Below are 24,747 nucleotides of genomic sequence, written 5' to 3'. Positions count from 1 at the left end.
TAAAATGAATAAACCAATTAGTGAAATGGGATGGGATGAGTTAGTACCTGGTGCTGCTCTTTATACATTTGATGGAAGTATAGATTATAACATAGCTGAAATCCAACCAGAAGATAGAAAATATTCTGAAACAAGTTCAAAAAGTATGAGTGTTGGAGATTGGAGAGTTATTAAACCAGTTTGGAACAGTGAAACTTGTATTGACTGTCAAAACTGTTGGATATTCTGCCCAGATACATCTATTATTGCTAGAAATAAAGAGATGAAAGGTGTAGATTATGAACACTGTAAAGGTTGTGGATTATGTGTAAGTGTTTGTCCTACTAATCCAAAATCATTGTTAATGTTTAATGAATTTGTTACTGTTGAAGAAGCCTTATCTCAATGGCCAGTGAAACAAAAAAAGGGTGAATAATGAATAAAAAAGTTATGGAATTAAAAACAGTTGAAGTTTGGGATGGGAATATGGCAAATGCTCAGGCTTTAAGACAAGCTGATGTTGACGTTGTTGCTGCATATCCTATTACTCCTTCAACTGCTACAGTTGAAAACTATGCAATGTTCCATGCAAATGGTTATATTGATGGTGAAGTAATTATGGTTGAATCTGAACATGCTGCAATGTCTGCTTGTGTTGGAGCTGGAGCTGCTGGTGGAAGAGTTGCAACTGCAACTTCATCTCAAGGATTAGCCCTAATGATTGAGGTTTTATACCAAGCATCTGGAATGAGAATTCCTGTTGTTTTATGTTTAGTAAATAGAGCATTAGCAGCACCTTTAAATGTAAATGGTGACCACTCAGATTTATATCTTACAAGAGATTCAGGCTGGATATCACTTGATGCATTTAATCCTCAAGAAGCTTATGATATGACTTTAATGTCATTTAAGATTTCTGAGCATCCAGCAGTTAGATTGCCAGTTATTTCTAATCAAGATGGATTTATGACATCTCACACTGCACAAAATGTTACACCACTTCCTGATGAAGTTGCTTGTAATTTTGTTGGTGAATATTTACAAGTAAATGCTTTATTGAACTTCGATAAACCAGTTACTCATGGAGTTCAAACAGAGCAAGATTGGCACTTTGAACATAAAGCAAAACAACACGCAGCTTTAATGGCTTCTAAAAAAGTTATATTAGAAACTTTTGCTCAATTTAAAGAGTTAACAGGAAGAGAATATAAACTTGTTGAAACTTATAATATGGAAAATGCTGATATTGCTATAGTTTGTTTAGGAACTACTTATGAAACAGCTATGGTCGCTATTGAAGAGTTAAAAGCAGAAGGTATAAACGCAGGGGTTGTAGCTCCAAGAGTATTTAGACCATTCCCTCTTGAAGAAGTAGCTGAAGCATTACAAGGTGTAAAAGCAATTGCTTGTATGGATAGAAGTGCTCCTGGTGGAACTGTTGGAACATTATTTAATGAAATTTCAGGTGCATTAATAAATACACAAAATAGACCTATAGTATCTAACTTAATTTATGGATTAGGTGGAAGAGATATGACTGTTTCTGTACTTAAAAATATTTATAGAACTTTAGACAAAGAGGCTAAAGAAGGTAAATTAGCTGGTAAAATTCAAAGATTTGTAGGAGTTAGAGGTCCAGAACTTAGCTTCTATGATGCTCAAGGAGTACAAAAATGAGTACATTAGTAAATACACAAAAAGAGATTAAAAACTTAAAAAGTTTCTCAACAGCAGCAGAAAGATTTGAAGGTTCACACCTTTTATGTCCAGGTTGTGCTCACTCAATTATTGTAAGAGAAGTTTTAAATGCAACAAATGATAACTTAGTAGTATCTGCTTCAACTGGTTGTTTAGAAGTTTGTACAGCTATTTATCCTCATACTTCTTGGGATTGTTCTTGGATTCATATCGGATTTGAAAACTCATCAACAGCAATGGCAGGAGTTGAGACAATGAACAAAGCTTTAAGAAACAAAGGAAGAATAAGTGCTGATACTCCTCAACCAAAATTTGTAACATTTGGTGGAGATGGTTCTACTTATGATATTGGATTCCAATGGATTTCTGGATGTTTTGAAAGAGGACATGACTTTATGTATGTTTGTTTAGACAACGAAGTTTATGCAAATACAGGAGGTCAAAGAAGTTCATCTACTCCAATTGGTTCAAGTACAACAACTGCACCAGCGGGAAGCCATTCTTATGGTGAAAAAAGACAGAAAAAAGATATCGTATCTATTATGGCAGCTCATGGTGCACCTTATGTTGCTCAAGTTGCTCCAAATAAATGGAAAGACATGGTTAAAAAAATCCAAAGAGGATTTGATACTCATGGTCCTGTATTTATAAATGCAATGTCAGCTTGTACAACTGAATGGAAATTTGCTCCAAATCAAACTATTGAAGTTTCTGATTTAGCAGTTGATTCACTTGTATTCCCATTATATGAAATCATTGATGGAAGAGAATTAAATATCACTTATAGACCAAAAAACATTATTCCTGTAAGAGATTATTTAGGAGCTCAACCTAGATTTAAACACTTATTCAAACCTGAATATGAATATTTAATTGATGAATGGCAAAAAAGAATTGATGAAAGATGGGCATTCTTACAAAAAAGAGAAGAAATTAGAATGTAATTTCTTCTTGCTTACTCTAGATTTTTTAATCTAGAGTAGCAATCAACTTTAAAACTTTTAATTAAAAATCACAGCTCTTTTATATATTTTACATACTCTTTTACATATAAATTTAAAGTTTCTTCACTTAATCCTGCTTCAGCATCATAAGTAATATAAGGTTTTCTATAATTCATTTTTACGTAATTTGCTGTAATTTCAAAAGGATATAAAAACTCTTCCACTATTTTTTTCTCTTTTCCTGTCTCACTAAATGCTTCTTTTGAACCACCACAACTAACTGCAACAGCAAAAGATTTATCTGCTAATTTATAACTTCCACCATAAGCAAATCCAGCCTCTAAAACTACATCAAACCACTCTTTTAAAAGAGCAGGTGAACTAAACCAATACATAGGAAATTGAAAAAGAATAATATCATTTTCTTCAAGTAATTTTTGTTCAACTTTTGCATCTATTTTAAAATCAGGATACTTTTGATACAAATTATTGATTGTTATATTTTCTAAATCTTTTATTCCATCCAATAATCTTTTATTTACTACTGATTGATTAATATCTGGATGAACCAAATTTAATAATATTTTCTTCATATTTAAATCCTTTTAATATATTTTGATAGAATTGTAGTCAAATTAAAAATATAATGTAAGTATGTACATTTATGTAATATACTATCGAAAATGAAAGTGTAAAATGAAAAAAAGAGAATTCCAACCCCTAATAGACACACCTTTTGGATATACCTTATCTCTAATTTCAGGTAAATGGAAAATGGTGATTTTATATTTATTAGATGAATATAAAATAATAAGATACAACGAATTACAAAGAAAAATTGGCTCAATTACATATAAAATGCTTAGTTCTCAGCTAAAAGAACTAGAACAAGATAAATTGATTATAAGAAAAGAATATCCTTCTATTCCTCCAAAAGTAGAATATAGTCTTTCTGAAAAAGGTAAATCTTTGATTCCAATATTAAATTCTATGTGTGAATGGGGTTCAAAAGATAAACCTGAACTTTGCCAATGTATATAAATTTTTAGAATGATAAATATAAATTATAAATCACTTTTACAAATGTTACTTGCACTATTTATTGGAACTTGTGGTTCAGTATTATTTATATATTTACATTTACCTCTTCCTTGGCTTTTAGGCTCAATTTTTGCAACTACAATTGCTATGAGATTTGAAAAAATACCCATTATTAGTCCAAAGACTTTTTCTCCTCCTGCACGGATTTTAATTGGTCTTACAATAGGAAGTGCCTTTACTCCTGAAATTTTAGATTATATAGGTGTTTATTTTTTTAGTTTATTACTTGTAATTCCTTTTACCATTTTAACAATAGTCTTAGGAACTTATTATTATCACAAACTTTTAAAATATGATATTAAAACTTCATATTTAGGCTCTATGCCAGGTGGTGTTATAGAAATGGTAATAATAGGAGAAGAGATTAAAGCAAACATTACAAAAATAACTCTTATGCAAAGTTCAAGACTTTTTTTTGTGGTCATTTCTATTCCATTGATAATTCAATATGGCTTTGATATAGATATTAGTGGAAATAAACTAATTACTACACCTATTTTAGAAATAAATCTATTTGAATTTTTTATTCTTTTAATATTAGGATATATAGGAGCTATTGTTGCTAAAAGATATAAAGTAACTGCTGCTTTACTTATTGGTCCTATGATTATAAGTATATTTGTACATTCAACAGGACTTATAACAACTATTGTTCCAGATGAATTTTTAAAATTTGTACAAGTTGTATTTGGAACAATTATAGGTTTTACATTTAAAGGTGTGGAATTAAAAACTATTGTAAAAACTCTCTTTTCAACTTTTGGACATTTTATTATTTTGATAATTTTATGTACACTATTTGTATTGATTAGTTATTATTTATTTAATTTTCCAATTGTTTCAACTCTTTTGGCTTTTGGACCAGGTGGGCAATCTGAAATAAATCTAATTGCTATTTTAGTAGGAGCAAATCTTCCTTATATAACTTTACATCATATAGTAAGACTTTTTATTGTTATGAATATTGCTCCAATTATTGCAAAAAAATTCAAAGATTAGATTTTAGAAATATTAAATAACAAATCATTTATACTCTCTTCAAATCCTTTATTTATAGACTCTACAAAACCATAAGGGTTATTTGAATTAGATAATATCTTTTTATCATAAGTAAATGATTTTATAATCTTTTTATCTTCAATCAAATCAAACTTTACTTTTAAAATAGCGTATGATTTATCTTCTTCAAAACTATGATAAAGTTTTATTATTTCACTTTTTAATCTATATCTATGCTCTATTTTTGAATCTCTTGAAATTACATTTGCAAAAATCTTACTTGTATTAAATGAATCAATAAGTTGATTATAAATCATACTACTTGGAAGATTTATCCATTTATTTTTTGCATACTCTTCAAATAAAAATGGTTTTGTAGTATAAAAAATCGAATTTGAATTGAAACTTCTATTTATATTTGGCTCTTCTATAAAAATATTATTTAACTTCTTATTTTCATTTAACTCTTTTGCTTTAAATAAAATAGCATAATGATTTATATCAATACTATTTTGTTTTAAATTACATCCTACAAAAAATGAGCAAATTATAAAAACTAAAAGAGTGTTTTTAAATGTAAATATGATTTTATTTTGTTTCATCTTATTCTCCTGGTCCATATTTTATATTTTTTTGTTTTAGTATTAAATCACTTGGACTTTCATTGATGTTATTTATTAGATTTTGGGTTTGTATCAAACTATTTTCTAAACCATTTAAAACTCTATTTAGATTATCTAAGCTTTCTTGTGTCATACCTTTAAAATCAAATGTTCCCTTGTCTAACTCGTTCTTTAACTCATTTGATAAATTAGTAAAATTATTTGCTGTATTTTTCATCGCATCAAAAGAACTTCCACCTTTTTTTGTGAGTTCATTTATTGATTTTAAAACCTCATCAATTTTTTCTTCATTTTTTACTAAATAACTAGAAAATTGTTCTATATTTTCCATACTTCTTTCACTTTTTGATAAAAGAGAAGAGAATTTTGAAACATTTTCATCATTTAAAACTTTTTTTATTTGAGATAATAAAATCATTATCTCTTTTGTAATATCTTCAGTTGAATCCACAAAAGTCGTCAAAGCGGATGTTCTTGATTTTATAACTTTTATTCCATTTTCATTTTCACTCAAAAGATTTGAATTGTTACTTCCACCTTTTAACTCAATATATTTAAGTCCAGTAATTCCAAGATTTCCTAAAATTGCATAATTATCTTCTTTAATAGGTGTACCTTTTTGAATTTGAATATCTATTTGTATCTCTTCTGAATTTGTTGGATTTATCTTTATTGTTTTTACAGTTCCCACTTCAAATCCCATAAATTTTATAGAAGAACCTATATTTAATCCCGAAATTGATTCAGAAAAAAAGATAGAATATTCATCATATTTTTTATCTTCTAATCCATATTTTCCTAACCAAAATATTGCAAAAACAAGAAGAACAAAAAAAGTTGAAACAAATATTCCTATTTTGAAAAAATTAATTTTAGTATCCATTACATAGCCTTTTTATTTGTTAAAAAATCTTTTATAAACTCATCATCTGAATTCATAGCTTTTGATATATTTCCATCAAAAATTTTATCTTTTTTGATAATTATAAATCTATCAAGCACAGTTTTTATAGTCTCTAAATCGTGAGTTATAATAACTGTTGTCATATCTAAACTATTTTTTAAATAAAGTAATAGTTCATTTATCTGTTGTGTACTAGCAGGGTCTAATCCACTTGTTGGTTCATCCAAAAACAAAATCTTTGGTTGCATAGCAAGACTTCTTGCTAAAGCTACTCTTTTTTTCATTCCACCACTTAATTCAGAAGGATAAAGTTTTGCTACTCTTTTTGGAAGTCCTACAATATCAAGATTTGTATATGCTATCTTTTCTATCAAATCTTTTGGTAAGTTTGTGTACTCTTTTAGCATAACACTTATATTTTCTATCACATTCAAAAAAGAGTATAAAGCTCCGAACTGAAAAAGATATGAAAAGTTTAGTTTTATCTCTTTGGTTTCATCAAGAGAAAGTTTTGAAATATCCTTATCAAAGATTTTTATTGTACCTTTTTGAATCTCATTTAGCATCACTATTTGTTTTACTAATACACTTTTTCCTGAGCCACTTCCACCTAAAACTCCAAAAATCTCACCTTTATTTACCTCAAAAGAGATATTATTATGAACTAAATTATCCCCAAAAGCTGTACTTAGGTTTTCTACTTTTATAATCGACATTTATATTCCCATTTGAGTAAATATTACAGAGAAAACTGCATCAATTAAAATCACAACAAAAATAGCATTTACAACACTTATTGTTGTAAATTTTCCTATGCTTGTAGTGTTATTTTGTACTTGAAAACCTCTATAACAACCAATTATTGCAATAGCAAAACCAAAAAAAACAGCTTTAAAAATCCCTAAAACAAAATGTTTTAGAGCAACTTCATTGTGTAATCTTGTAATAAACTCTAAAAAAGAGACATCCAAATGAGTATAAGCAATAACCATTCCTCCAAAAACTCCCACAACATCAGCAAAAAATACCAACAAAGGCAAAGATATACATAAAGCAAAAATTCTAGGAAGAGTCAAAAAAAGTGTTGGTTCAAAATTCATAGTTCTCATAGCATCTATCTCTTCTGTTATTTTCATAGCACCGATTTCAGCTGTATATGCACTAGCACTTCTTCCTGCTATTACTATAGCTGTAACAAGTGGCGCAATTTCTCTAAACATTGTAATAGCTATCATTTCAACTACAAAAATATTTGCTCCAAATTTTTCTAGTTGAACTGCTCCTTGATAAGCAATAACCACTCCCACCAAAAAAGAGGTAACCGCCACAATTAAAAGTGCATTTAAAGCTGATGTTTCTATATATTTTAGTGTAGCTTTAAATCTTATTTTTGTTGGATTAAATAAAGAGTGAATAAAAAAATAAAAAACTTTTCCAATAAAATCAATAAAAGCTTTACTTCCTTTGTAAAATTCATAGGTTTTTCTTCCTATGTTTTCTATAAATTGGTTTTTATTTTCTATTTCATCAAAACTATCTTGATAATGTTTTTCATAAAAAGTATAAATTTTTTGATAGTTTTGGCTATTTTTCAAAAATACTGAATCTTTTGAAAATCTTTTTACAAATGAAATCAAATATATAACAGCACTACTATCACACTCTTTTAGATTTTCAAAATCTACAACCAAAGATGCGTTTTTTGGTATCTGCATTTTTTCTAAATTTTGTATAATTTTATTTAAATTTTCTTTTGTCCAAATATCAAATAACAAAAGTTCAAAAGTATTGTTTTGTAAATTTTTTATTTCAAAATAAGTATTCATAGAAATGATTTTATCCCAATGTTTATTTTAAGTCAAATAATAAAAAAGCCAACTTTTTATTTATCTTAGTATTATTTCATTAAAATTTTAAAGGCAAAAAATGTACATTCAAAAAAAATTTCATTTACTATTGGTTTTATTTTCACTTATATTTTTTACTGCTTGTATAAAAAAATTTGATGGTGATGGATTGACTTTAAAAGTTCAAGAAAGCGAACTAAACAACTTTTCACAAGAGTTCCCAATAAGACAAGATTTTGTAGTTGCAAATATCGAACTTTTAAAACCTCATCTGTTTATAAAAGATGGAACAAATAGACTAAGTGCAAATATAAATCTAAATATCTCTGCTATTTTTATACCAAACTCAAATGGAACGTTAACTTTTAGTGGAATACCATATTTTGATAAAGAAAAATCAGCAATTTATCTAAAAGATATTGAACTAAATGAATTAAAAATGACAAATCTAAATATCGATAAAACAATCTTAGATAATGTTGTAGCAAATATAAAACCTATCGTTGATAATATTTTTAATACGATTCCCGTTTATAAAATCGATAAATCATCTTTCAAAGGCTCTTTTGTAAAAGATGTAAAAATCGAAGATTCAGAACTTTTGGTAACTTTTGGGCTTTAAGATATAAAAAGCTAGATTTGATTTTATATCAAATCTAACTCTTCACTTATATCTTTTATTAGTTTTGAAAGTGGGCGTTTGTGTAAGTCTTCTTCTTTTAGATAATTACTAAATAAATATCTATAAACTTCATCCTCACTAAATCCAAAACCTTTTAATTCATTAATGTAACTTTTTGGATAATAAGCTTTCTTAATCAAAAGTTCAAGAACTATATCTTTATGTTGTTTATAAAGTTCTTCTAATTTAAAGATTTCTAAATTTGCTTTATTACCGTATAACTCAATTTCAAAGCTATTAAAATCATATTTTTTATTTTCAACATTAAAAAAATCAATACTTTCAGGACTAATTGAAAATCTAAAATCATTTTCATTTAATTCATATGGATTTGAAATAGGATAAACATAAAATGTATCTTTTGCTTCTTTAACACCAAATCCATTACAAGTAGGACAAGATGGTATTAAATTGAAATATGAGACTGCTAAATAAGGATAAATAGATTTTGGATAAAAATGGTCAATTTCTGGTTTAACAGAACCTTTTTTATTTATAGAAAAAATATAATTTCTATTACAATAAGGACAACTTCCAAGATTAATTTTCTGAATGAATTTTAACTTATCTATTTTATCATAACCATAATCAACAAAAATTCTATAAAAGATTCTATTTAAACTTTCTTTTTTATAATGTGATTTAGGAAATTTTTTATACATATCTTTTATTAAACAAATCATATCATTTGGCTTTAACTGGATTAATTTTTTTAAATTATTCTCAATTTCTAGCCATACAAGTATTTTCTTTATTTTATTTGTAACTCGAAATTTTTTATCATCAATACTAATATTTTTTTGAGATTTTATATATCTAATTCTCTTTAAAAGTTCAGTCTTTATCTCATCAAAATAATTATCTAAATCATATTGAGATGGATATGGAATTTTTATCATAAATTTTCCAACTCTTTTTTTATTTTTTCTTGTTGAATAAGTAAATCTTCTTTTCGTTGTTTTTTTATAAAATCATCATCATACTTTTTATAAAACATATTTAAAAGTTTTGTTTTTAAAAATTCTTCTCCAATAATCTTTATAGCAGAGAGAATTTCCTCTTTTTCTTTATTTGAATGGTTGTAATTCCTATCTTTTAAATTTTCTATTAGATTATTTATCTTACTTTTTGCAAACTCACCCATAAGTCCATCTTTCATAAAAAATCCATGAGAAAGTAAGGTGTGAATATTTGCTCCAAATGTTTGTTTTCCATCTTCAAAAGGATAAACTTGTTTTCCTTTTTCTAGGAATATTATATTTTCTTTTGGTAGGTCTGAAAGAATGAATGGGGAGTGGGAAGTTATTATTAAATGAAATTTCTTGTCTGAAAAAGTTAATAGTAATTTAATCATTTCATTTATATATTTTTTTTGCCAATCAGGATGAAGTGTTAAATCAGGTTCATCTAAAACTACTAAAATATCATTTCTATTATTTTTTCTTATTGCATCAAATATCATTAACATTTCAGTAAAAAGTTTTCTTTCTCCAAAACTTAAATCAAAATACTTTCTAGTAATTTCATCTTCAAAATCAATTCTTAAGTAACCTATTTCAATTAATTTTAAAAATGCTTTTTTGTGTTTTTTATATATACTTTTGAATTCTTCAATTAGTAATTCATGATTATTTAATTCTTCTAAAAATTCATAAATTTCATCAATATTATCTAGTTTATAATGATGTGCATTTTCAATAATATCATTTTCAATTTTTAGTAATTCAGGAATTAAATCTACCTTCTGAACATCAGGAGGAACTTTCATACTTATATTTGAATATAAAAAAACTAAAAACTTTTCTTTTGTAAAATTACTTTTTTCTACTTCTTTTATAAGTTTATTTATATGTTCAAATTTTTCTTCACCAGTTATAGAATGTAAATAATCAGCAAAAATTATTTTTAATGGATTGTAAAAAAATATATTTAAAGCAAAAGAATCTATTTGGTCAATAATAATATTAAAAAAATGTTCTCTAAATTTTTCTATATTGAAATTTGAATCCCATCCAAAAGCATTTTCAATTTTTCTATATAAGTTTTTATCATATATATTTTGAGAGGCATAACCCCAAAAATCTTTTACTTCATGTAATTTAATCAAATCGTAATCTAAGTAAACAATATCATAATCTTTTTCTCTATTAATCTCTTTAAAATTATACTTATTACTTTTAAAATCATTAGTAAAAAACTCTTCATCTTTTTTTATTAAAATTTTATCATTGGTAATTCCTAGCAGTAAACTACTTTTCCCACTCCCATTTTCTCCAACAATAGCAGTAACATTTATATTATCACCAAAAAAATTCTTAGGATAAAATTCACCCGTTTTTTCTTTATCAATAATTTCTAATTTATTCTTTTTTTCATCATATTCACACCCAAACCTAGGAGAAAAATTAAACCCTTGTTTCTCTATATTTTTATACTCTTCAAGCCACAAATAAACCAATTCCATCAAAAACTCTTTATAAATAATTTTATTACTAATCTTAGTTAAAATATTATTTATTTTCTCTTTTTCTTATTCCTATCTTTTTTATACAATAGATTATTTTATATACAAATAACATTTTATTCATTTCACTTTTTTTGTTATACTCAAAATAAAAAAGGCTATTTATGGGTATGTTTGATGTGGAGTTTCACGAAAATTTAAATCTAAAAGAGGGAAATTCAAATCTATTTGAGTTTTTCAAAAAGCAGTTTTTAAAAAACAAAAATTATGAAATAAAAATAGAAAAAGATAGTTTAGATATTGAAAAGTTACAATTAGGTTCATTTCTAAGATATAAACTAAATATCACAACTTCAACAAATAAAAAAGAGAAAACATCACAAGCCATCATCACAGCAGAATTACAAGATACTTTGATTTTGACTATTTTTATTGTCCTTGCTATTGCCTTTACTTATGGTTTAGGGATTATTCCTATTATTATGTTTACATATTTTCAAAAAGTAAAAGCTACTAAATATCTAAAAGAACTACTTGAAAATTATAAATCTACGATTTAATACCCCTTTACTTTTCTTTAGCTATAATTTTCCATTATTTTTATAAATTTTAAGGAAATTATTATGCCATTATTAGATAGTTTTAGAGTTGACCACACTATTATGCCAGCACCTGCTGTGCGAGTAGCAAAAAAGATGAAAACACCAAAAGGTGATAATATTACAGTATTTGATTTAAGATTTTGTGTACCAAATGAAAAGATGTTAAGTGAAAAAGGTATCCACACTTTAGAACATCTATTTGCAGGATTTATTAGAAATCATTTAAACTCTGATACAGTTGAAATCATCGATGTTTCACCAATGGGTTGTAGAACAGGTTTTTATATGAGTTTAATAGGAACTCCTGATGAATCAACAGTAGCAAATGCTTGGGAAAAAGCTATGAAAGATGTACTTGAAGTAAAAGAACAAAATGATATTCCAGAACTAAATATTTACCAATGTGGAACATGTGCAATGCACTCTTTAGATGAAGCAAAAGATATAGCACGTGATATCTTATCTTCTAAAATTGGTGTTATGTCAAATGAAGAGTTATATTTATCTGAAGAAAAATTAAAAGCTTTAGGTAACTAAAAAAGTGAAAAAAAAACTTTCACTTTTCAAAGAGTTATTTACTGATTATCCAAATATAGCTATTTTACATATAAATAACTCTTTGGAACTTATAAATAACACTCTTGAAGAGATAAAAGTTCAAAATAATGGGAATATAAAATATATTCCTTTTATTGATGAAAACTCTGCCAAACTAAAAGCAACAGCAAGAGAGTTTGAATATGTAGTTTTAGGAGATATTCTCTCATATTGTTCTAATCAAGAGATGATTTTAAAGCTAATGTATAAAGCTTTGGAAAACTCAGGAAATATCATAATACTTGAAAAAATCTCAAATGATAATAAATATGAGATTTTAGAACTTTTAGAAAATATTGGATTTCAAGCACCGAACTGTATCGAACTTTTTGATGATTTTCATATTTTTACAGCAAAAAAAATGCACCATTGGGACAATGGTCTATAAAGAATAAAATTGCAAGATAATCAAAACTCAATGGTTACCACAAAAGATGGTTCAAACACCCTATTTTCAAAACTATATAATCAGCACTATCACAATCCTGATGATGGTGCTATAAACGAAGCTCTTACAAAACACATAATTCCAGCTTTTACTTATCATCAAAACAAAAAAGAGCTTACTATTTTAGATATTTGTTTCGGGATTGGATATAACACTTTTTCAACTATTTATTATGTAATCAAAAATAATCTTGACGTAAAACTAAACTTTTATTCGCCAGAACTTGATGGAAACTTAGTAAAGTCTTTAGAAAATTTTGAGTTTCCAAAAGAGTTTGAAGATATAAAACACATTATAAAATCAATTGCAAAAAACAACAAATACGAAGATGAAAAAATAAAAATAGAACTCTTTATAGGTGATGCTAGAAAATATATAAAAACCCTAAAAGAAAACTCTTTTGATATAGTTTTTCAAGATGCTTTTTCAAGTGAGGTAAATTTTGAACTTTGGACAAAAGAGTATTTTGATGATATTTATAAACTTGCAAAAGATGATTTTATTATGAGTTCTTATGCTGTTGCAACTTCTATACGATTATCTATGTATGAAGCTAAATTTTTTATATATCAACATATACCAACAAAAAGAAAAATAACAATAGCCTCAAAAACTAAACAAAACATCATTGGAAAATATGTAGATATGGAATTAAAAAAACAAAGAAATAAAGAAGCAAGCGCATTATATGATAAATAATTTATTTTTTTTAATAAAAAAGGAGTAAATTATTATATAATTCAAACCAAGATTTTTTTATAAATCACATCCCAAAATAGTAGGTACCAATGAAGTTATTAAGTTCACTTCTCTTTCTAGTTTTAATTCCAACATTAGCATTTTCATACAATGAAACAAAAGTCTTTCAAAAAATCCAAAAGGATTTAGATTCTATAATTGTTAAAGATTTAAATACTAAAAAACTTATTTTTAGTAAAGATGCAAACCAACAAATAAGCCCTGCGAGTCTTACAAAAATTATGACTTCAATTCTTGCAATTGAAAGTGGAAAGATGAATAGTATTGTAACTATTACTCCTGAAATGAAAAAAGTTCAACCTACAATTTTGAATTTTAAAGTCGGTGAAAAGTTTTACCTAAAAGATTTAGTAAATGCAGCTTTAATCAAATCAGCAAATGATGCTGCTAATGCTATTGCCATTTATTTAGGAAATGGAAACAGACAAAAATTTGTAAATATGATGAATCTAAAAGCAAAAAAACTTGGTATGAAAAATACAAGTTTCCAAAATCCTTCAGGATTTGATGCAAAAAATCACAAAAGCACTGCTAGTGATTTACTTAAACTTACAGAATATGCTATAAAAAACAAAACTTTTAACAAAATTGTAAAAATGAATTCTTACTCTTTTAGAGCAATCAATACAAAAAAACTTTATAAAATACATACTAGCAACAAACTTTTAGATAAAGAAAAATATATAGTTGGTGTAAAAACAGGTTATACAAATCAAGCAGGACCTTGCTTAATTGCAAGAGCAAAAGAGGGTAAAAAAGATATTTTAGTTGTTATGTTAAATGCTCAAAATAGATGGGAAAATACGAAACTAGCTCTTGATACAATTATGAAACAAAAGTAAAACTAACTAAATTTTAGTTAGTTTTTCTAAAATATATTTTTCTAAATCTCTTTTTGAAATTTCATCTTTTATAGAATTTTCAAAAATTTTATCTATTTTCTTTGAATATTCTTCATAAGAAAAAAATGGAAAGTGTAACTTCCAACCTTTTTTGATAAGCTCTTTTGTCATAACATCTCTCATCTTATCTCTGAAAAAATTAAACCCAATAAATATTGCTGCTGTTATAATCATAGCACCTAATATTGAAATATGTGGGTCAATTTTTGCTAAAGGTTTATGAGTTAAAAGAGAAATTGGAACTAAAATAGCTAAAACAATCAAGATATAAACAAAATATGCTCTTGTTAATCTTATTCTAAAGCCTAGTTTTGCTGGATCTACATGCATACCTTCATTATGCTGTCTATTAGCAACTAATAAATCTTTTAATAACACTGGCTGCTTAGAAATAGTATAAATATATTCTAATATACTACTTTTAATACTCTTTTCTTTAGACATATATCTTCCTCTTATAAATTAAATATATTTTATCTTACTTTGATATAATATTGCGTTAAAAAGCATTTAAAAGGTTATCTTATAAAAAAATTATTAATTACAATTTCTGTTTTCTTTCTTTTTCTTTTTTCACTAAAAGCAGAACCTTTAAGAAAAACTTCCATTCAACTGATGTGGCTTGACCAATTTCAATTTGCAGGATTTTATGTTGCTGTCGAAAAAGGCTTTTATAAGGATATTGGTCTTGAAGTTGAACTAAAAAAATATGACCTTTCAATGAATATTATTGAAGAAGTTCTAAATAAAAATGCAGATTTTGGGACAAGTTCAAGCTCTTTGATAGTTGATAAATCAAATGGAAAAGATATTGTTTTATTAGGTTCTATTTTTCAATCTTCTCCTTTAATTTTACTTGCCCTAGAAAACTCAAATATAAACTATGTTGAAGATATGAAAAACAAATCTTTGATGATTACACAAGAACAGCAAAAATTTGCAACTTTTAAATCAATGTTAAATAGTAAAGGTGTAAGAATTGATGATTTAAAAGTACAAGAGCATAGTTTCAATGTTGATAACTTAATAAATAGAAACACTGATTTAATGCTTGCATATATTACAAATGAACCTTTTATACTCAAAGAAAAAGGTTATAAAAGTAAAATATTTGCACCTAAAGATTATGGTTTTGATTTTTACGAAGGAATTATTTTCACGTCAAAAGAGTTTGCTTTAAATAATCCTAAGTTAGTAAAAGATTTTTATAGTGCAACTATTAGAGGTTGGGAATATGCTTTTGAAAATATTGATGAAGTTGCAAAATTAATTTATGAAAAATATAACCCTCAAAATAAAACCTTAAAAAGTTTAATATATGAAGCTAATGAGATGAAAAAATTAGTTTATGATAAACATGGAAAAATTGGAACAATTACTCCTGAAAGAATAAATTTAATCATCAATACTTATAGAGTTATGGGATTACTTGAAAATCATATTGATGTTGATGATTTAATCTACACAGACCATCTTAATAATACTATATATCTTTCAAATGAAGAAAAATTATATCTAAATAAAAAAGAAAAAATTAGTGTTTGTGTTGACCCAAATTGGATGCCTCTTGAAAAAATTGAAAATGGTAAACATATTGGTATTTCTGCTGATTATTTAAAAATCATCCAAGAAAACATTCAAATTCCTATTTCTTTAGTTCCTACAAAAACTTGGAGTGAATCTATGGAAAAGGGAAAAAATAAAGAGTGTGATATCTTCTCTTTACTTATGCCAACTCCACAAAGAGAAACTTATCTTAATTTTACAAAATCTTATTTGGATATACCGTTAGTTTTAGCCTCAAAAATAGATACACCATTTATAAATGACCTAAGCCATGTAAGAAATAAAAAACTAGCAATTGTAAAAGATTATGCTTATGCTGAACTATTAAAAATCAAATTTCCTGATATAAATTTTATAGATGTTCAAAATGTACAAGAAGGACTTAGCTTAGTAGAAAAAGAAAAAGTTTATGGATTTATAGGAAGTTTACTAACTGTTGGTTACCAAATACAAAATAATTATATTGGACAATTAAAAATTAGTGCCAAATTTGATGAAACTTTTAAACTAGGAATTGCTGTTAGAAATGATGATTTAACACTTTTAACCATTTTAAATAAAGCTATTTCAAATATAAGTGAACAACAAAAACAAGAAATCATAAATAAATGGATTTCAATTAATCTTCAAAAAGAGGTTAACTATACTTTTTTAAACAAAGTTTTGGTTGTTTTACTTATTTTTATTGTAATTTTTGTTTTAATTTATAGAGAATACTTATTAAAAAAACTCAATAAAGAACTTTTGGAAAAAGTGGCTATTGAAATAAATAAAAATGAAGAAAAAAATAGGATTTTAATCCAACAATCAAGAATGGCTTCAATGGGTGAAATGCTTGAAAATATAGCTCATCAATGGAGACAACCACTTTCAACAATAAGCGTTTGTGCTTCAGGAATAGAAATAAAAAAAGAGTTAGAACAATTAAGTGATGAAGAGTTTTTTCAATCAATAAAACATATAAAACAATCAACAACTTATCTTTCAAATACAATTGATGATTTTAGAAACTTTTTTAGTGAAGAAAAAACTATAAATAAAATAAATCTAAAAGAACTAATAAACAGAACTCTTGATTTAGTTTCTCCCTCTTTTAATACTCATAATATAAAAGTTATAAAAAAAGTAGAAGATATTAACTTTTTATCACTAGAAAATGAACTTGTCCAAGTTCTAATGAATATTTTAGTAAATTCTAAAGATGCTTTAAAACTATCAAAAAAACCTGATGAAGATAGAATTATTTTAATAAATGCACAAAAACAAGATAATAATATTGTTATTGAAGTAAAAGATAATGCAAATGGAATTGATGAAAATATTATAGATAAAATATTTGAACCATATTTTACAACTAAACATCAATTTAATGGAACAGGAATTGGTCTTTATATGAGTAAACTTTTAGTAGAAAAACATCTAAAAAGTTCTTTAAAAGCTTCAAATACAAGTTTTGAATTTGATAAAAATAGCCATAAAGGAGCTATTTTTACTATTTCTATTCCTTTAGAAAATGAAGTAGCTTAAAACTACTTCATTGATAATTCTAAAATTTGAGCCACTTTTTCTAAAGTGATAGTTCCTCTTTCTCCTATTTTGCTCATTCCATGTTTTTCTAAAGCTTTTGTTACATTTTCAACTACTTTATCATCGATATTGTAATCTTTTAGTTTTGTTGAAACTCCTATACTATGGTACATATATTCTATTGCTTCTATTACCATTTCATAGTTATGTGGCATATCAAAAACTTCTTTACCCATTTGAACTAATTTTTCTTGTTTATCTTTTATCATAACTCTTAAAAGATGTGGTTGAACAACTGCTAAACTTCTTGCATGGTCAAGTCCATAAAATGCTGTAAGCTCATGTCCTATCATATGCGTTGCCCAATCTTGTGGAACTCCTGAACCTATAAATCCATTTAATGCCTGATTTGCTAAAAGCATAAGATTTTCTTGCCATAAAGCTGTTCTTCTGTTTTGCCAATCTTGTGCTAAAGTGTGTAAGCCTTTTAAAATAGTTTGTGCATAACCATCATGTAAAAGAGAGCTATTAGGATATGTTAAATATTGTTCACAAGTATGAACAAAAGCATCAACTAAACCATTTGCTAATTGTCTATCATCTAAACTATTCATAACTGTTGAATCTAAAACAGCAAACTTTGGAAAAACCAAAGGTGAAGCAAAATATCTTTTTTCATTAGTTGAATATTTTGAGATTACAGCCGTAGGATTTGATTCACTCCCTGTTGCAGGAAGTGTTAAAATAGCACCTAAAGGAAGAGCTTTTTCTATAGTTTTTCCTTCTAAAAAATCCCATCCATCACCTTCATAAACAGATGCTGCAACTATATATTTACTTCCATCAATAACCGAACCACCACCAACTGCTAAAACAAAATCTATTTTATTCTCTTTTATAAATTCAACTGCTTTATTTAGTGTTTCAACCGATGGATTTGGCTCAACTCCACTAAACTCAAACCAAGTATAATCTTCTAAAACTTTTGAAACTTGTTCAAAAACTCCATTTCTTTTGATACTTCCTCCACCATAAACAACTAAAATTTTTTGATTTTTATCAATATAATTAACTATTGACTCTATTTTTCCCTCTCCGAACTCAACAGCTGTTGGATTAAAATATGTATATTTCACGATAAATCCTTTTTTTGATATTTATTAATTATTATAGATTATTATTTCTAAATGATTGCAATGAATATATATTTTAATACTAATTAGTAGTTAATTTAATAATAAAAAAGTTACAATCTGAAAAAATATAAAGGATTATTATGAGAAATTTTGAATATCTATTATCTCGCATTTTAAATGAAGATATTGGAAAACTAATACTAAGAGTAAGTATTGCTACACTTATGTTATTTCATGGTTACCACAAACTAATAAATGGAATAGCTGGAATTAAAGGTTTAGTTGTAAAAGCTGGATTTCCTGAATTTCTAGCTTATGGTGTGTATTTAGGTGAAATTGTTTTCCCAATTTTGATAATCATAGGTTTATATACTAGAGTTTCTTCTTTCTTTTTTGCACTAACAATGGTATTTGCTATATTTTTAGCACATGGAAATGACTTGTTTACTCTTGGTAAGACAGGTGGTCCTGTTATTGAACTTGCTTTGATTTATCTTTTAACTTCTATTTCTTTAATGTTCATTGGAGCGGGAAGATTTAGTTTTGATAGAAGATAATAAAACTATAAGGAGAGATTTTTTCTCTCTTGTTTTAAAGTATATAAAGAGTTTATTATTAAAGTTAAAATAATTATAAATCCTCCAATAAATGTATAAGAACTTGGAACTTCAGCCAAAAATATCCAAACCCAAATAGGTGCCATTATTGTCTCTATTAACATCAAAAGACTAACTTCACTAGCATTTATATATTTCGCACCTGTTCCTAATAAAACTCTTGAAATTGGACTTATTAACAATCCCATAATCATTACTATCATCAATGTTTTAAAATCAATTGCTAATTCATCACAGAAAAAATATGCAATGATACTTAAAATAGCTCCACTAAATGCTGTTAAAACCACTCTATTCATATCTTTATATTTTGATAATAAAACAAATGAAACAGAAAAAAGTAAAGTACATAATAAAGCAAATATATTACCTTCTACACTTCCTATTTCTAACTTATCGTTAAATATTATAAATAATCCTACAAACATAAAAAAAGATGCATAATAGATGTTTTTATTCACTTTTTCTTTGTAAATCAAATATCCAATTAACGCAGAAAAAAGTGCAGAAGTACTAAAAATAATAACTACATTTGCAACAGTTGTTGTTTTTACAGCCGTTATAAAAAATATATTTGATACAGCCATAAATGTTGAACAAATTAATAAAAATGGAAAAGATGTTTTCAAAGCCTTTTTTAAATAATCAAAATCTTTAAATAAAAATGTTGAAGCCATTGAAGCAAACATAAATATTCCAATATAAAATGAAAAAAGAAAAGATGATATGTTTGTAAACTTTATAAATAATGATTCTAAACTCATTATTAATATACCAGTTGATGTTAAGGCAATACCTTTTGCACTATTTGTCAATATTAATCCTATGTTATATATAAAATAAATTGGGATTATATATAACATCAAATAACAATATGCTTGTAATTATGTAGTCTGATTTATTATTATAAGTTTTAGTTATCATAAATTTATAAATTTATTTTATATTTAAGTTAAATTTTATTTCCATTAATGTAGAATTCTTTTATCAAAGGAAAAAGATTATCCTTTGTAAACAAGGAGAATAATATGGCTTGTGATACAGGTTCAAAACCAATTGAAGAAAATAAAAATATTGTAAAAAATGAAAATAATAATGAAATAAAAAAGGAAAAAAATATGAGTTCAAGTTTAGTTTTAAGAAAAGTTCCAGAGTTTAAAATGGATGCGTATGATTCAAAAACAGGTCACTATACAAACGTAAGTAGTGAAGATTATAAAGGAAAATGGCATGTAGTTTGTTTTTACCCAGCTGATTTTACTTTTGTTTGTCCAACAGAAATTGCTGCTATGAATGCAAAATATGATGAATTTCAAGAACTTGGTGTTGAAATTTTAGCTGTATCAACTGATACAAAATTCTCTCATAAAAGATTCGTTGAAACAGAACCTTTATTAAAAGGATTAAAACTTACTATTGGTGCAGACCCAACTGGTGCTGTTTCAAGAGCATTTGGCGTTATGATTGAAGAGCAAGGTGTTGCGTTAAGAGGAAGATTTTTAATCAATCCAGATGGTGTTGTTGTAGCTCAAGAAGTTCAAGCTCCAATGGTGGGAAGAAATGTACATGAATTCTTAAGACAAGTTAGAGCTTGGCAACATGCAGAAAAAACAGGTGAAGTTTGTCCAGCAGGTTGGGTACCAGGTAAAAAAACACTTCCAGTAAACACTGATGTTGAACAAATGACGGGAAGAGTTGGTGATTATATCACTGTTGAAGAGATTATGTCTTAATATTTTTTTGTTTATATTTAAATCCACTTATAATTATCAGAAAAAAGGTTAGGTTTTTCCTAACCTTTTTTTATTTATATATTATAATAATTTGCTTCTGGATTAGTAACCACTATTGCACAAGTTGTTTGTTCTGGATGCATTTGGAATGTTTCAGATAATTCTATTCCAAACTCTTCTGGATTTAATAAATCAAAAATATCTCTATTCATAGCTAAATCAGGACAAGCAGCATATCCTGGAGAATATCTACAACCTACATACTGTTTCATTTGAACATCATTTAAAGTATGTCCCTCTTTTGGCACTATGTCTAAATCAAGTCTTATTTGTTTATGTAAAACCTCAGCTAAAGCTTCAGCTAGTTCAACTCCAAGTCCATGAACTTGATAATATTTTGTAAACTCACCTTTATCGTATAAACTTCTTTCATAATCAGAGATTTTAAGTCCAGCACTTGCAAGTGTAAAGGCAACCACATCAAGTCTATCATTTGCAAAGAAATCAGGAATACATCTAAATGGTTTTCTTTTTTGTCTAGGGAATTCTAAAACTTTTATAGCTTCTTCAAGTGGTGGTACATTTTTTGATTCTTCAAGTGAATTAAACAGATATTTTCTATCAAAAATATAAAGTTTATTATCAAAAGAAATACAAGGATAATAAGCATAAATAGCAATTGGGTCAAAAATATCTTTATCAACTAACTCTGCTTTTAAAGCTTCATAAGTTGGTTCAATTACATCTTTTTCATATTGTAAGAATTTAGCTGAATCTTGTTTTCCTCTTTTGTATCCCCATCTTTGTCTAAATAAAACCCTATGGTTTATCCATTTAAAAATCAACTCTTTATCTAATTTTTTACCAGTTCTAGCTATTCTATCCCAAATTGGAGGAAATACAAATTTTCCACTTTGGGGCATTGGTATTTCTTCATAAGGTGGAATTTCAACAACCTCTTCTTCAACTCTATCACTTGTATCATGAATTTGGATTAAATCAGCAGCAAGTGCAGTATTATTTTCATCACCTTTTTCAATTCTTTGCATAGAAACAACACCATCAAAAGCATCTCTACAATAAAAAATCGGACCATCATAATATGGTCGGCAATACTCATCAATAAAGTTTTTAGTTAAAGCCGCACCTCCAAGAAGTACAGGAACTTTTATTCCCATTTTTTGTAACTCTTCAAGGTTTTCTTTCATAACGGCTGTTGATTTTACAAGTAATCCACTCATTCCAATCGCATGAGCGTTATGCTCTTGAAGTTTCTCAACAAAAGAGTCTAAACCAGCTTTTATACCAATATTTACAACTTTAAATCCATTGTTACTTAAAATTATATCAACTAAGTTTTTACCAACATCGTGAACATCACCTTTTACAGTTCCTAAAATAAGTGTTGTTTCACTTGCTTTTTCTTGTTTTGGTAAATATGGATTAAGTGCATCAACTGTTGCCTTCATTGTTTCAGCACTTTGAAGAACAAATGGTAACTGCATTTGCCCACTACCAAATAACTCTCCAATAATTTTCATCCCATCAATTAACCACTCATTTACAATAATCTCTGGACTAATATTATCTTTTAACTCCAAAGCTAAAGGAATCAATCTATCTTTATCTCCATCAAGAAGAAGTTTTTTTACTTTTTCAATTGGTTCAAGTTTTTGATACTCTTCATCACTTTGTTCTTCTTGCGCACCAACATTTGAAAAATGTTCAATAAAAGCAAATAATGGATCAGCACCATTTTCCCAAATATTAAAAATCAAATTATCACAAGCTTTTCTATCTTCATCACTAATTTTATTTAGAGGTAAAATATGTTTTACATTTACAATAGCACTTGTTAATCCAGCTTTTACACAATGGTCAAGATAGATAGAATTTAAATAAATTCTAGCATCTGTACTTAATCCAAAAGAAATATTTGATAAACCTAAGGTAGTTCCAACTTCAGGGTGTCTAATTTGGAATTCTCTTATTGCTTCAAGGGTGTCAATTCCAGCATTTCTGTACTCATCATCTCCACTTCCAATTGTAAATGTAAGCATATCAAATACTAAATCATTTGGGTCAAAACCATGTCTATTTACACATAAATCATAGATTCGCTCCGCAACTTCTAGTTTTCTATCTACTGTTTTTGCCATTCCAATTTCGTCAATTACAAGACAAACTAAAGCTGCTCCAAATTTTTTAGCAAGGCTACAAACTGCATCAAATTTTTCTTCACCATCTTCAAGGTTTACAGAGTTGATAATTGCTCTTCCACCTATTTGCTTAAGTGCTGCTTCTAAAGCATATATTTGAGTAGAGTCAGGCATCAAAGGAAGTGATACTTTTTGAGAATAAAGAGCAGTAACCGCATCCATATCTTCTCTTTCATCACGTCCAGCGAATCCAACAGAAACATCAATTACATGTGCCCCTGCACGTACTTGTTGTTGACCAACACTTAAAGTTCCTTCATAATCATTTGCTTTTAACAACTCCCTAAAAGCTTTACTTCCAGTTGCATTTGAACGCTCACCAATTAAAAGTGGAGCAGGTTCTTGTTTTAATGGAACTGTTCCAAAAAGTGAAGCTAATGAAGCTTTCAAAAATCCACAAGGCTTTAGTGGAATCTCATTTTCAACTGCATTTGCCAAAGCTTCTATATGTGCAGGTGTTGTTCCACAACAACCACCAAGAAAACTAACTCCATTGATTTGTAAAAACTCTTTTGTAAGTTTTGTAAACTCTTCTGGTTGCATTGGATAATAAGTCTTTCCACCTCTGTTTTGAGGAAGTCCAGCATTTGCATGAACTGAAATTGGAAACTTACAAACTTGACTTAAAGTTTTAATATGTTTATGTACTTGAACAGGTCCTGTTCCACAATTAAACCCTAAAGATAAGATATTAAAAGGTGCCATGATTGCTGCTATTGTCATAGCATCAGTTCCTATTAACATCGTACCACTTAACTCAATAGTAACAGATACCATAATAGGAATATGAGGTGCTGTATCATTCAAGGCATGAAGTGCTGCTTTTATTTGAAGTGGGTCTTGACAAGTTTCAAGTAAAAATATATCAGTTCCACCATCAACTAATCCTTTAGCCATGATTTTATAACCTTCATACATCTCATCATATTTAATATGACCAAGTGATGGAAGTTTTGTTCCAGGACCGATTGAAGCTACAACAAATCTAGGTTTTTCTTTTGTGCTATATTTTTCACAAGATTTTTTTACTAAACTAGCTCCAAGACGTGATAATTCATAAGACATATGACCTATATCATACTCATCTAAAACCCAAGGCATTGAACCAAAGGTATTTGTACATATCAAATCAGCGCCTGCTAGTGCATAATCATCATGTATTTTTTCTAAAACATGAGGAGCAGTAAGATTTAAAAGTTCATTACAACCTTCTAAATCTTTATCTTCAAATAACCATTCTTCTGGTTTTATTTGAGCTAATTGAAGCTGTGTTCCCATAGCGCCATCTATAATCAAAACTTTTTTTTCAATCAAATTTTTTATTGTTTCTAACATATATACTTCTTTTGTACTATTAATTATTTTATATTTATTATTAGAATAGTGTACTAAAATCGTAG

Annotated in this window: 25 protein-coding genes; 14 read left to right on the top strand and 11 right to left on the bottom strand. The window is 27.1% G+C overall.

The features are described from left to right. Positions 1 to 4 precede the first annotated feature (4 nt). Genes AAQM_RS00775 through AAQM_RS00765 form a run of 3 tightly spaced genes read left to right on the top strand, consistent with a single transcriptional unit; the run spans position 5 to position 2,621 of the window. Positions 5 to 415 (top strand): 4Fe-4S dicluster-binding protein, encoded by a 411-nt coding sequence (locus AAQM_RS00775; protein ID WP_171920633.1) that lies wholly within the window; start codon positions 5 to 7, stop codon positions 413 to 415. Further along, the gene (locus AAQM_RS00770) at positions 415 to 1,656 is read left to right on the top strand and encodes a 2-oxoacid:ferredoxin oxidoreductase subunit alpha (RefSeq protein ID WP_129094115.1); all 1,242 of its coding nucleotides are present in this window, start codon (positions 415 to 417) and stop codon (positions 1,654 to 1,656) included. Before AAQM_RS00775 ends, AAQM_RS00770 begins: the two co-directional genes overlap by 1 nt. Next, entirely contained in the window at positions 1,653 to 2,621 is a 969-nt protein-coding gene (locus AAQM_RS00765; protein ID WP_129094116.1) for a thiamine pyrophosphate-dependent enzyme, read from the top strand. The genes AAQM_RS00770 and AAQM_RS00765 overlap by 4 nt, the downstream gene beginning before the upstream one ends. 68 nt (positions 2,622 to 2,689) lie before the next feature. Here the strand turns inward: AAQM_RS00765 and AAQM_RS00760 are convergent, their stop codons facing one another. Beyond that, complete coding sequence (locus AAQM_RS00760; protein ID WP_129094117.1) at positions 2,690 to 3,214, bottom strand: NAD(P)H-dependent oxidoreductase; 525 nt, start codon at positions 3,212 to 3,214, stop codon at positions 2,690 to 2,692. A 103-nt stretch (positions 3,215 to 3,317) separates the two neighbouring features. Here AAQM_RS00760 and AAQM_RS00755 point away from each other — a divergent pair, with 103 nt between their 5' ends. Then, positions 3,318 to 3,662, top strand: a complete 345-nt coding sequence (locus AAQM_RS00755; protein ID WP_129094118.1) for a winged helix-turn-helix transcriptional regulator — start codon at positions 3,318 to 3,320, stop codon at positions 3,660 to 3,662. 9 nt (positions 3,663 to 3,671) lie between these two features. Further along, complete coding sequence (locus AAQM_RS00750; protein ID WP_129094119.1) at positions 3,672 to 4,721, top strand: AbrB family transcriptional regulator; 1,050 nt, start codon at positions 3,672 to 3,674, stop codon at positions 4,719 to 4,721. On the opposite strand, the gene AAQM_RS00745 is transcribed toward AAQM_RS00750, so the two are convergent. Genes AAQM_RS00745 through AAQM_RS00730 form a run of 4 tightly spaced genes read right to left on the bottom strand, consistent with a single transcriptional unit; the run spans position 4,718 to position 8,074 of the window. Further along, positions 4,718 to 5,323 (bottom strand): ABC-type transport auxiliary lipoprotein family protein, encoded by a 606-nt coding sequence (locus tag AAQM_RS00745; protein ID WP_129094120.1) that lies wholly within the window; start codon positions 5,321 to 5,323, stop codon positions 4,718 to 4,720. The two genes, AAQM_RS00750 and AAQM_RS00745, sit on opposite strands and share 4 nt — an antisense overlap. Position 5,324: 1 nt before the next feature. Then, complete coding sequence (locus AAQM_RS00740; RefSeq protein ID WP_129094121.1) at positions 5,325 to 6,227, bottom strand: MlaD family protein; 903 nt, start codon at positions 6,225 to 6,227, stop codon at positions 5,325 to 5,327. After that, positions 6,227 to 6,964 carry an ABC transporter ATP-binding protein gene (locus AAQM_RS00735; RefSeq protein ID WP_129094122.1) on the bottom strand — a complete coding sequence of 246 codons (738 nt, stop codon included), beginning with the start codon at positions 6,962 to 6,964 and terminating at the stop codon, positions 6,227 to 6,229. Before AAQM_RS00735 ends, AAQM_RS00740 begins: the two co-directional genes overlap by 1 nt. Next, positions 6,965 to 8,074, bottom strand: coding sequence for an MlaE family ABC transporter permease (locus tag AAQM_RS00730; RefSeq protein ID WP_129094123.1), 1,110 nt, complete (start codon positions 8,072 to 8,074; stop codon positions 6,965 to 6,967). It abuts the gene before it with no gap. Positions 8,075 to 8,174: 100 nt separating this feature from the next. On the opposite strand from AAQM_RS00730, the gene AAQM_RS00725 reads away from it, so the two are divergent. Then, complete coding sequence (locus tag AAQM_RS00725; protein ID WP_129094124.1) at positions 8,175 to 8,717, top strand: DUF1439 domain-containing protein; 543 nt, start codon at positions 8,175 to 8,177, stop codon at positions 8,715 to 8,717. Between the two features lie 23 nt (positions 8,718 to 8,740). Here AAQM_RS00725 and AAQM_RS00720 read toward each other — a convergent pair whose 3' ends face one another. Further along, positions 8,741 to 9,676, bottom strand: coding sequence for an HNH endonuclease family protein (locus AAQM_RS00720; RefSeq protein ID WP_129094125.1), 936 nt, complete (start codon positions 9,674 to 9,676; stop codon positions 8,741 to 8,743). Beyond that, positions 9,673 to 11,241 carry an AAA family ATPase gene (locus AAQM_RS00715; protein ID WP_129094126.1) on the bottom strand — a complete coding sequence of 523 codons (1,569 nt, stop codon included), beginning with the start codon at positions 11,239 to 11,241 and terminating at the stop codon, positions 9,673 to 9,675. Before AAQM_RS00715 ends, AAQM_RS00720 begins: the two co-directional genes overlap by 4 nt. A 164-nt stretch (positions 11,242 to 11,405) precedes the next feature. Here AAQM_RS00715 and AAQM_RS00710 point away from each other — a divergent pair, with 164 nt between their 5' ends. The 5 genes from AAQM_RS00710 to AAQM_RS00690 all read left to right on the top strand — a co-directional run bounded on the left by AAQM_RS00710 (position 11,406) and on the right by AAQM_RS00690 (position 14,489). After that, positions 11,406 to 11,801, top strand: coding sequence for a hypothetical protein (locus AAQM_RS00710; RefSeq protein WP_129094127.1), 396 nt, complete (start codon positions 11,406 to 11,408; stop codon positions 11,799 to 11,801). Positions 11,802 to 11,864: 63 nt separating this feature from the next. After that, complete coding sequence (gene luxS / locus AAQM_RS00705) at positions 11,865 to 12,380, top strand: S-ribosylhomocysteine lyase (RefSeq protein ID WP_129094128.1); 516 nt, start codon at positions 11,865 to 11,867, stop codon at positions 12,378 to 12,380. Between the two features lie 4 nt (positions 12,381 to 12,384). Continuing rightward, a complete protein-coding gene (locus AAQM_RS00700; RefSeq protein ID WP_129094129.1) occupies positions 12,385 to 12,828 on the top strand; it encodes a hypothetical protein in 444 nt (147 codons plus the stop codon). A 9-nt stretch (positions 12,829 to 12,837) separates the two neighbouring features. Then, positions 12,838 to 13,587, top strand: coding sequence for a tRNA (5-methylaminomethyl-2-thiouridine)(34)-methyltransferase MnmD (locus AAQM_RS00695; protein ID WP_129094130.1), 750 nt, complete (start codon positions 12,838 to 12,840; stop codon positions 13,585 to 13,587). Positions 13,588 to 13,676: 89 nt separating this feature from the next. Beyond that, the gene (locus AAQM_RS00690) at positions 13,677 to 14,489 is read left to right on the top strand and encodes a D-alanyl-D-alanine carboxypeptidase family protein (protein WP_129094131.1); all 813 of its coding nucleotides are present in this window, start codon (positions 13,677 to 13,679) and stop codon (positions 14,487 to 14,489) included. Between the two features lie 6 nt (positions 14,490 to 14,495). Here the strand turns inward: AAQM_RS00690 and AAQM_RS00685 are convergent, their stop codons facing one another. Next, complete coding sequence (locus tag AAQM_RS00685; RefSeq protein WP_129094132.1) at positions 14,496 to 14,993, bottom strand: hypothetical protein; 498 nt, start codon at positions 14,991 to 14,993, stop codon at positions 14,496 to 14,498. A 171-nt stretch (positions 14,994 to 15,164) separates the two neighbouring features. Between AAQM_RS00685 and AAQM_RS00680 the strand changes: the two genes are divergently transcribed. After that, on the top strand, positions 15,165 to 17,642 hold the full coding sequence (locus AAQM_RS00680; protein ID WP_129094133.1) for an ABC transporter substrate-binding protein: 2,478 nt from the start codon (positions 15,165 to 15,167) through the stop codon (positions 17,640 to 17,642). Between the two features lie 2 nt (positions 17,643 to 17,644). Here the strand turns inward: AAQM_RS00680 and AAQM_RS00675 are convergent, their stop codons facing one another. Beyond that, a complete protein-coding gene (locus AAQM_RS00675; RefSeq protein ID WP_129094134.1) occupies positions 17,645 to 18,778 on the bottom strand; it encodes an iron-containing alcohol dehydrogenase in 1,134 nt (377 codons plus the stop codon). Positions 18,779 to 18,918: 140 nt separating this feature from the next. On the opposite strand from AAQM_RS00675, the gene AAQM_RS00670 reads away from it, so the two are divergent. Continuing rightward, on the top strand, positions 18,919 to 19,335 hold the full coding sequence (locus AAQM_RS00670) for a DoxX family protein (RefSeq protein WP_129094135.1): 417 nt from the start codon (positions 18,919 to 18,921) through the stop codon (positions 19,333 to 19,335). 5 nt (positions 19,336 to 19,340) lie between these two features. On the opposite strand, the gene AAQM_RS00665 is transcribed toward AAQM_RS00670, so the two are convergent. Beyond that, on the bottom strand, positions 19,341 to 20,210 hold the full coding sequence (locus AAQM_RS00665; protein WP_129094136.1) for a DMT family transporter: 870 nt from the start codon (positions 20,208 to 20,210) through the stop codon (positions 19,341 to 19,343). A gap of 213 nt (positions 20,211 to 20,423) precedes the next feature. Here AAQM_RS00665 and AAQM_RS00660 point away from each other — a divergent pair, with 213 nt between their 5' ends. After that, positions 20,424 to 21,128: a peroxiredoxin gene (locus AAQM_RS00660; RefSeq protein ID WP_129094137.1), complete on the top strand. Its 705-nt coding sequence runs from the start codon at positions 20,424 to 20,426 to the stop codon at positions 21,126 to 21,128. Positions 21,129 to 21,202: 74 nt separating this feature from the next. Here the strand turns inward: AAQM_RS00660 and metH are convergent, their stop codons facing one another. Further along, positions 21,203 to 24,682: a methionine synthase gene (metH, locus tag AAQM_RS00655; protein ID WP_129094138.1), complete on the bottom strand. Its 3,480-nt coding sequence runs from the start codon at positions 24,680 to 24,682 to the stop codon at positions 21,203 to 21,205. Positions 24,683 to 24,747 lie beyond the last annotated feature (65 nt).

It is taken from the genome of Arcobacter aquimarinus, assembly GCF_013177635.1.
Taxonomy (GTDB): Bacteria; Campylobacterota; Campylobacteria; order Campylobacterales; family Arcobacteraceae; genus Aliarcobacter; species Aliarcobacter aquimarinus.
This window is presented reverse-complemented; position numbering and strand designations above follow the sequence as displayed.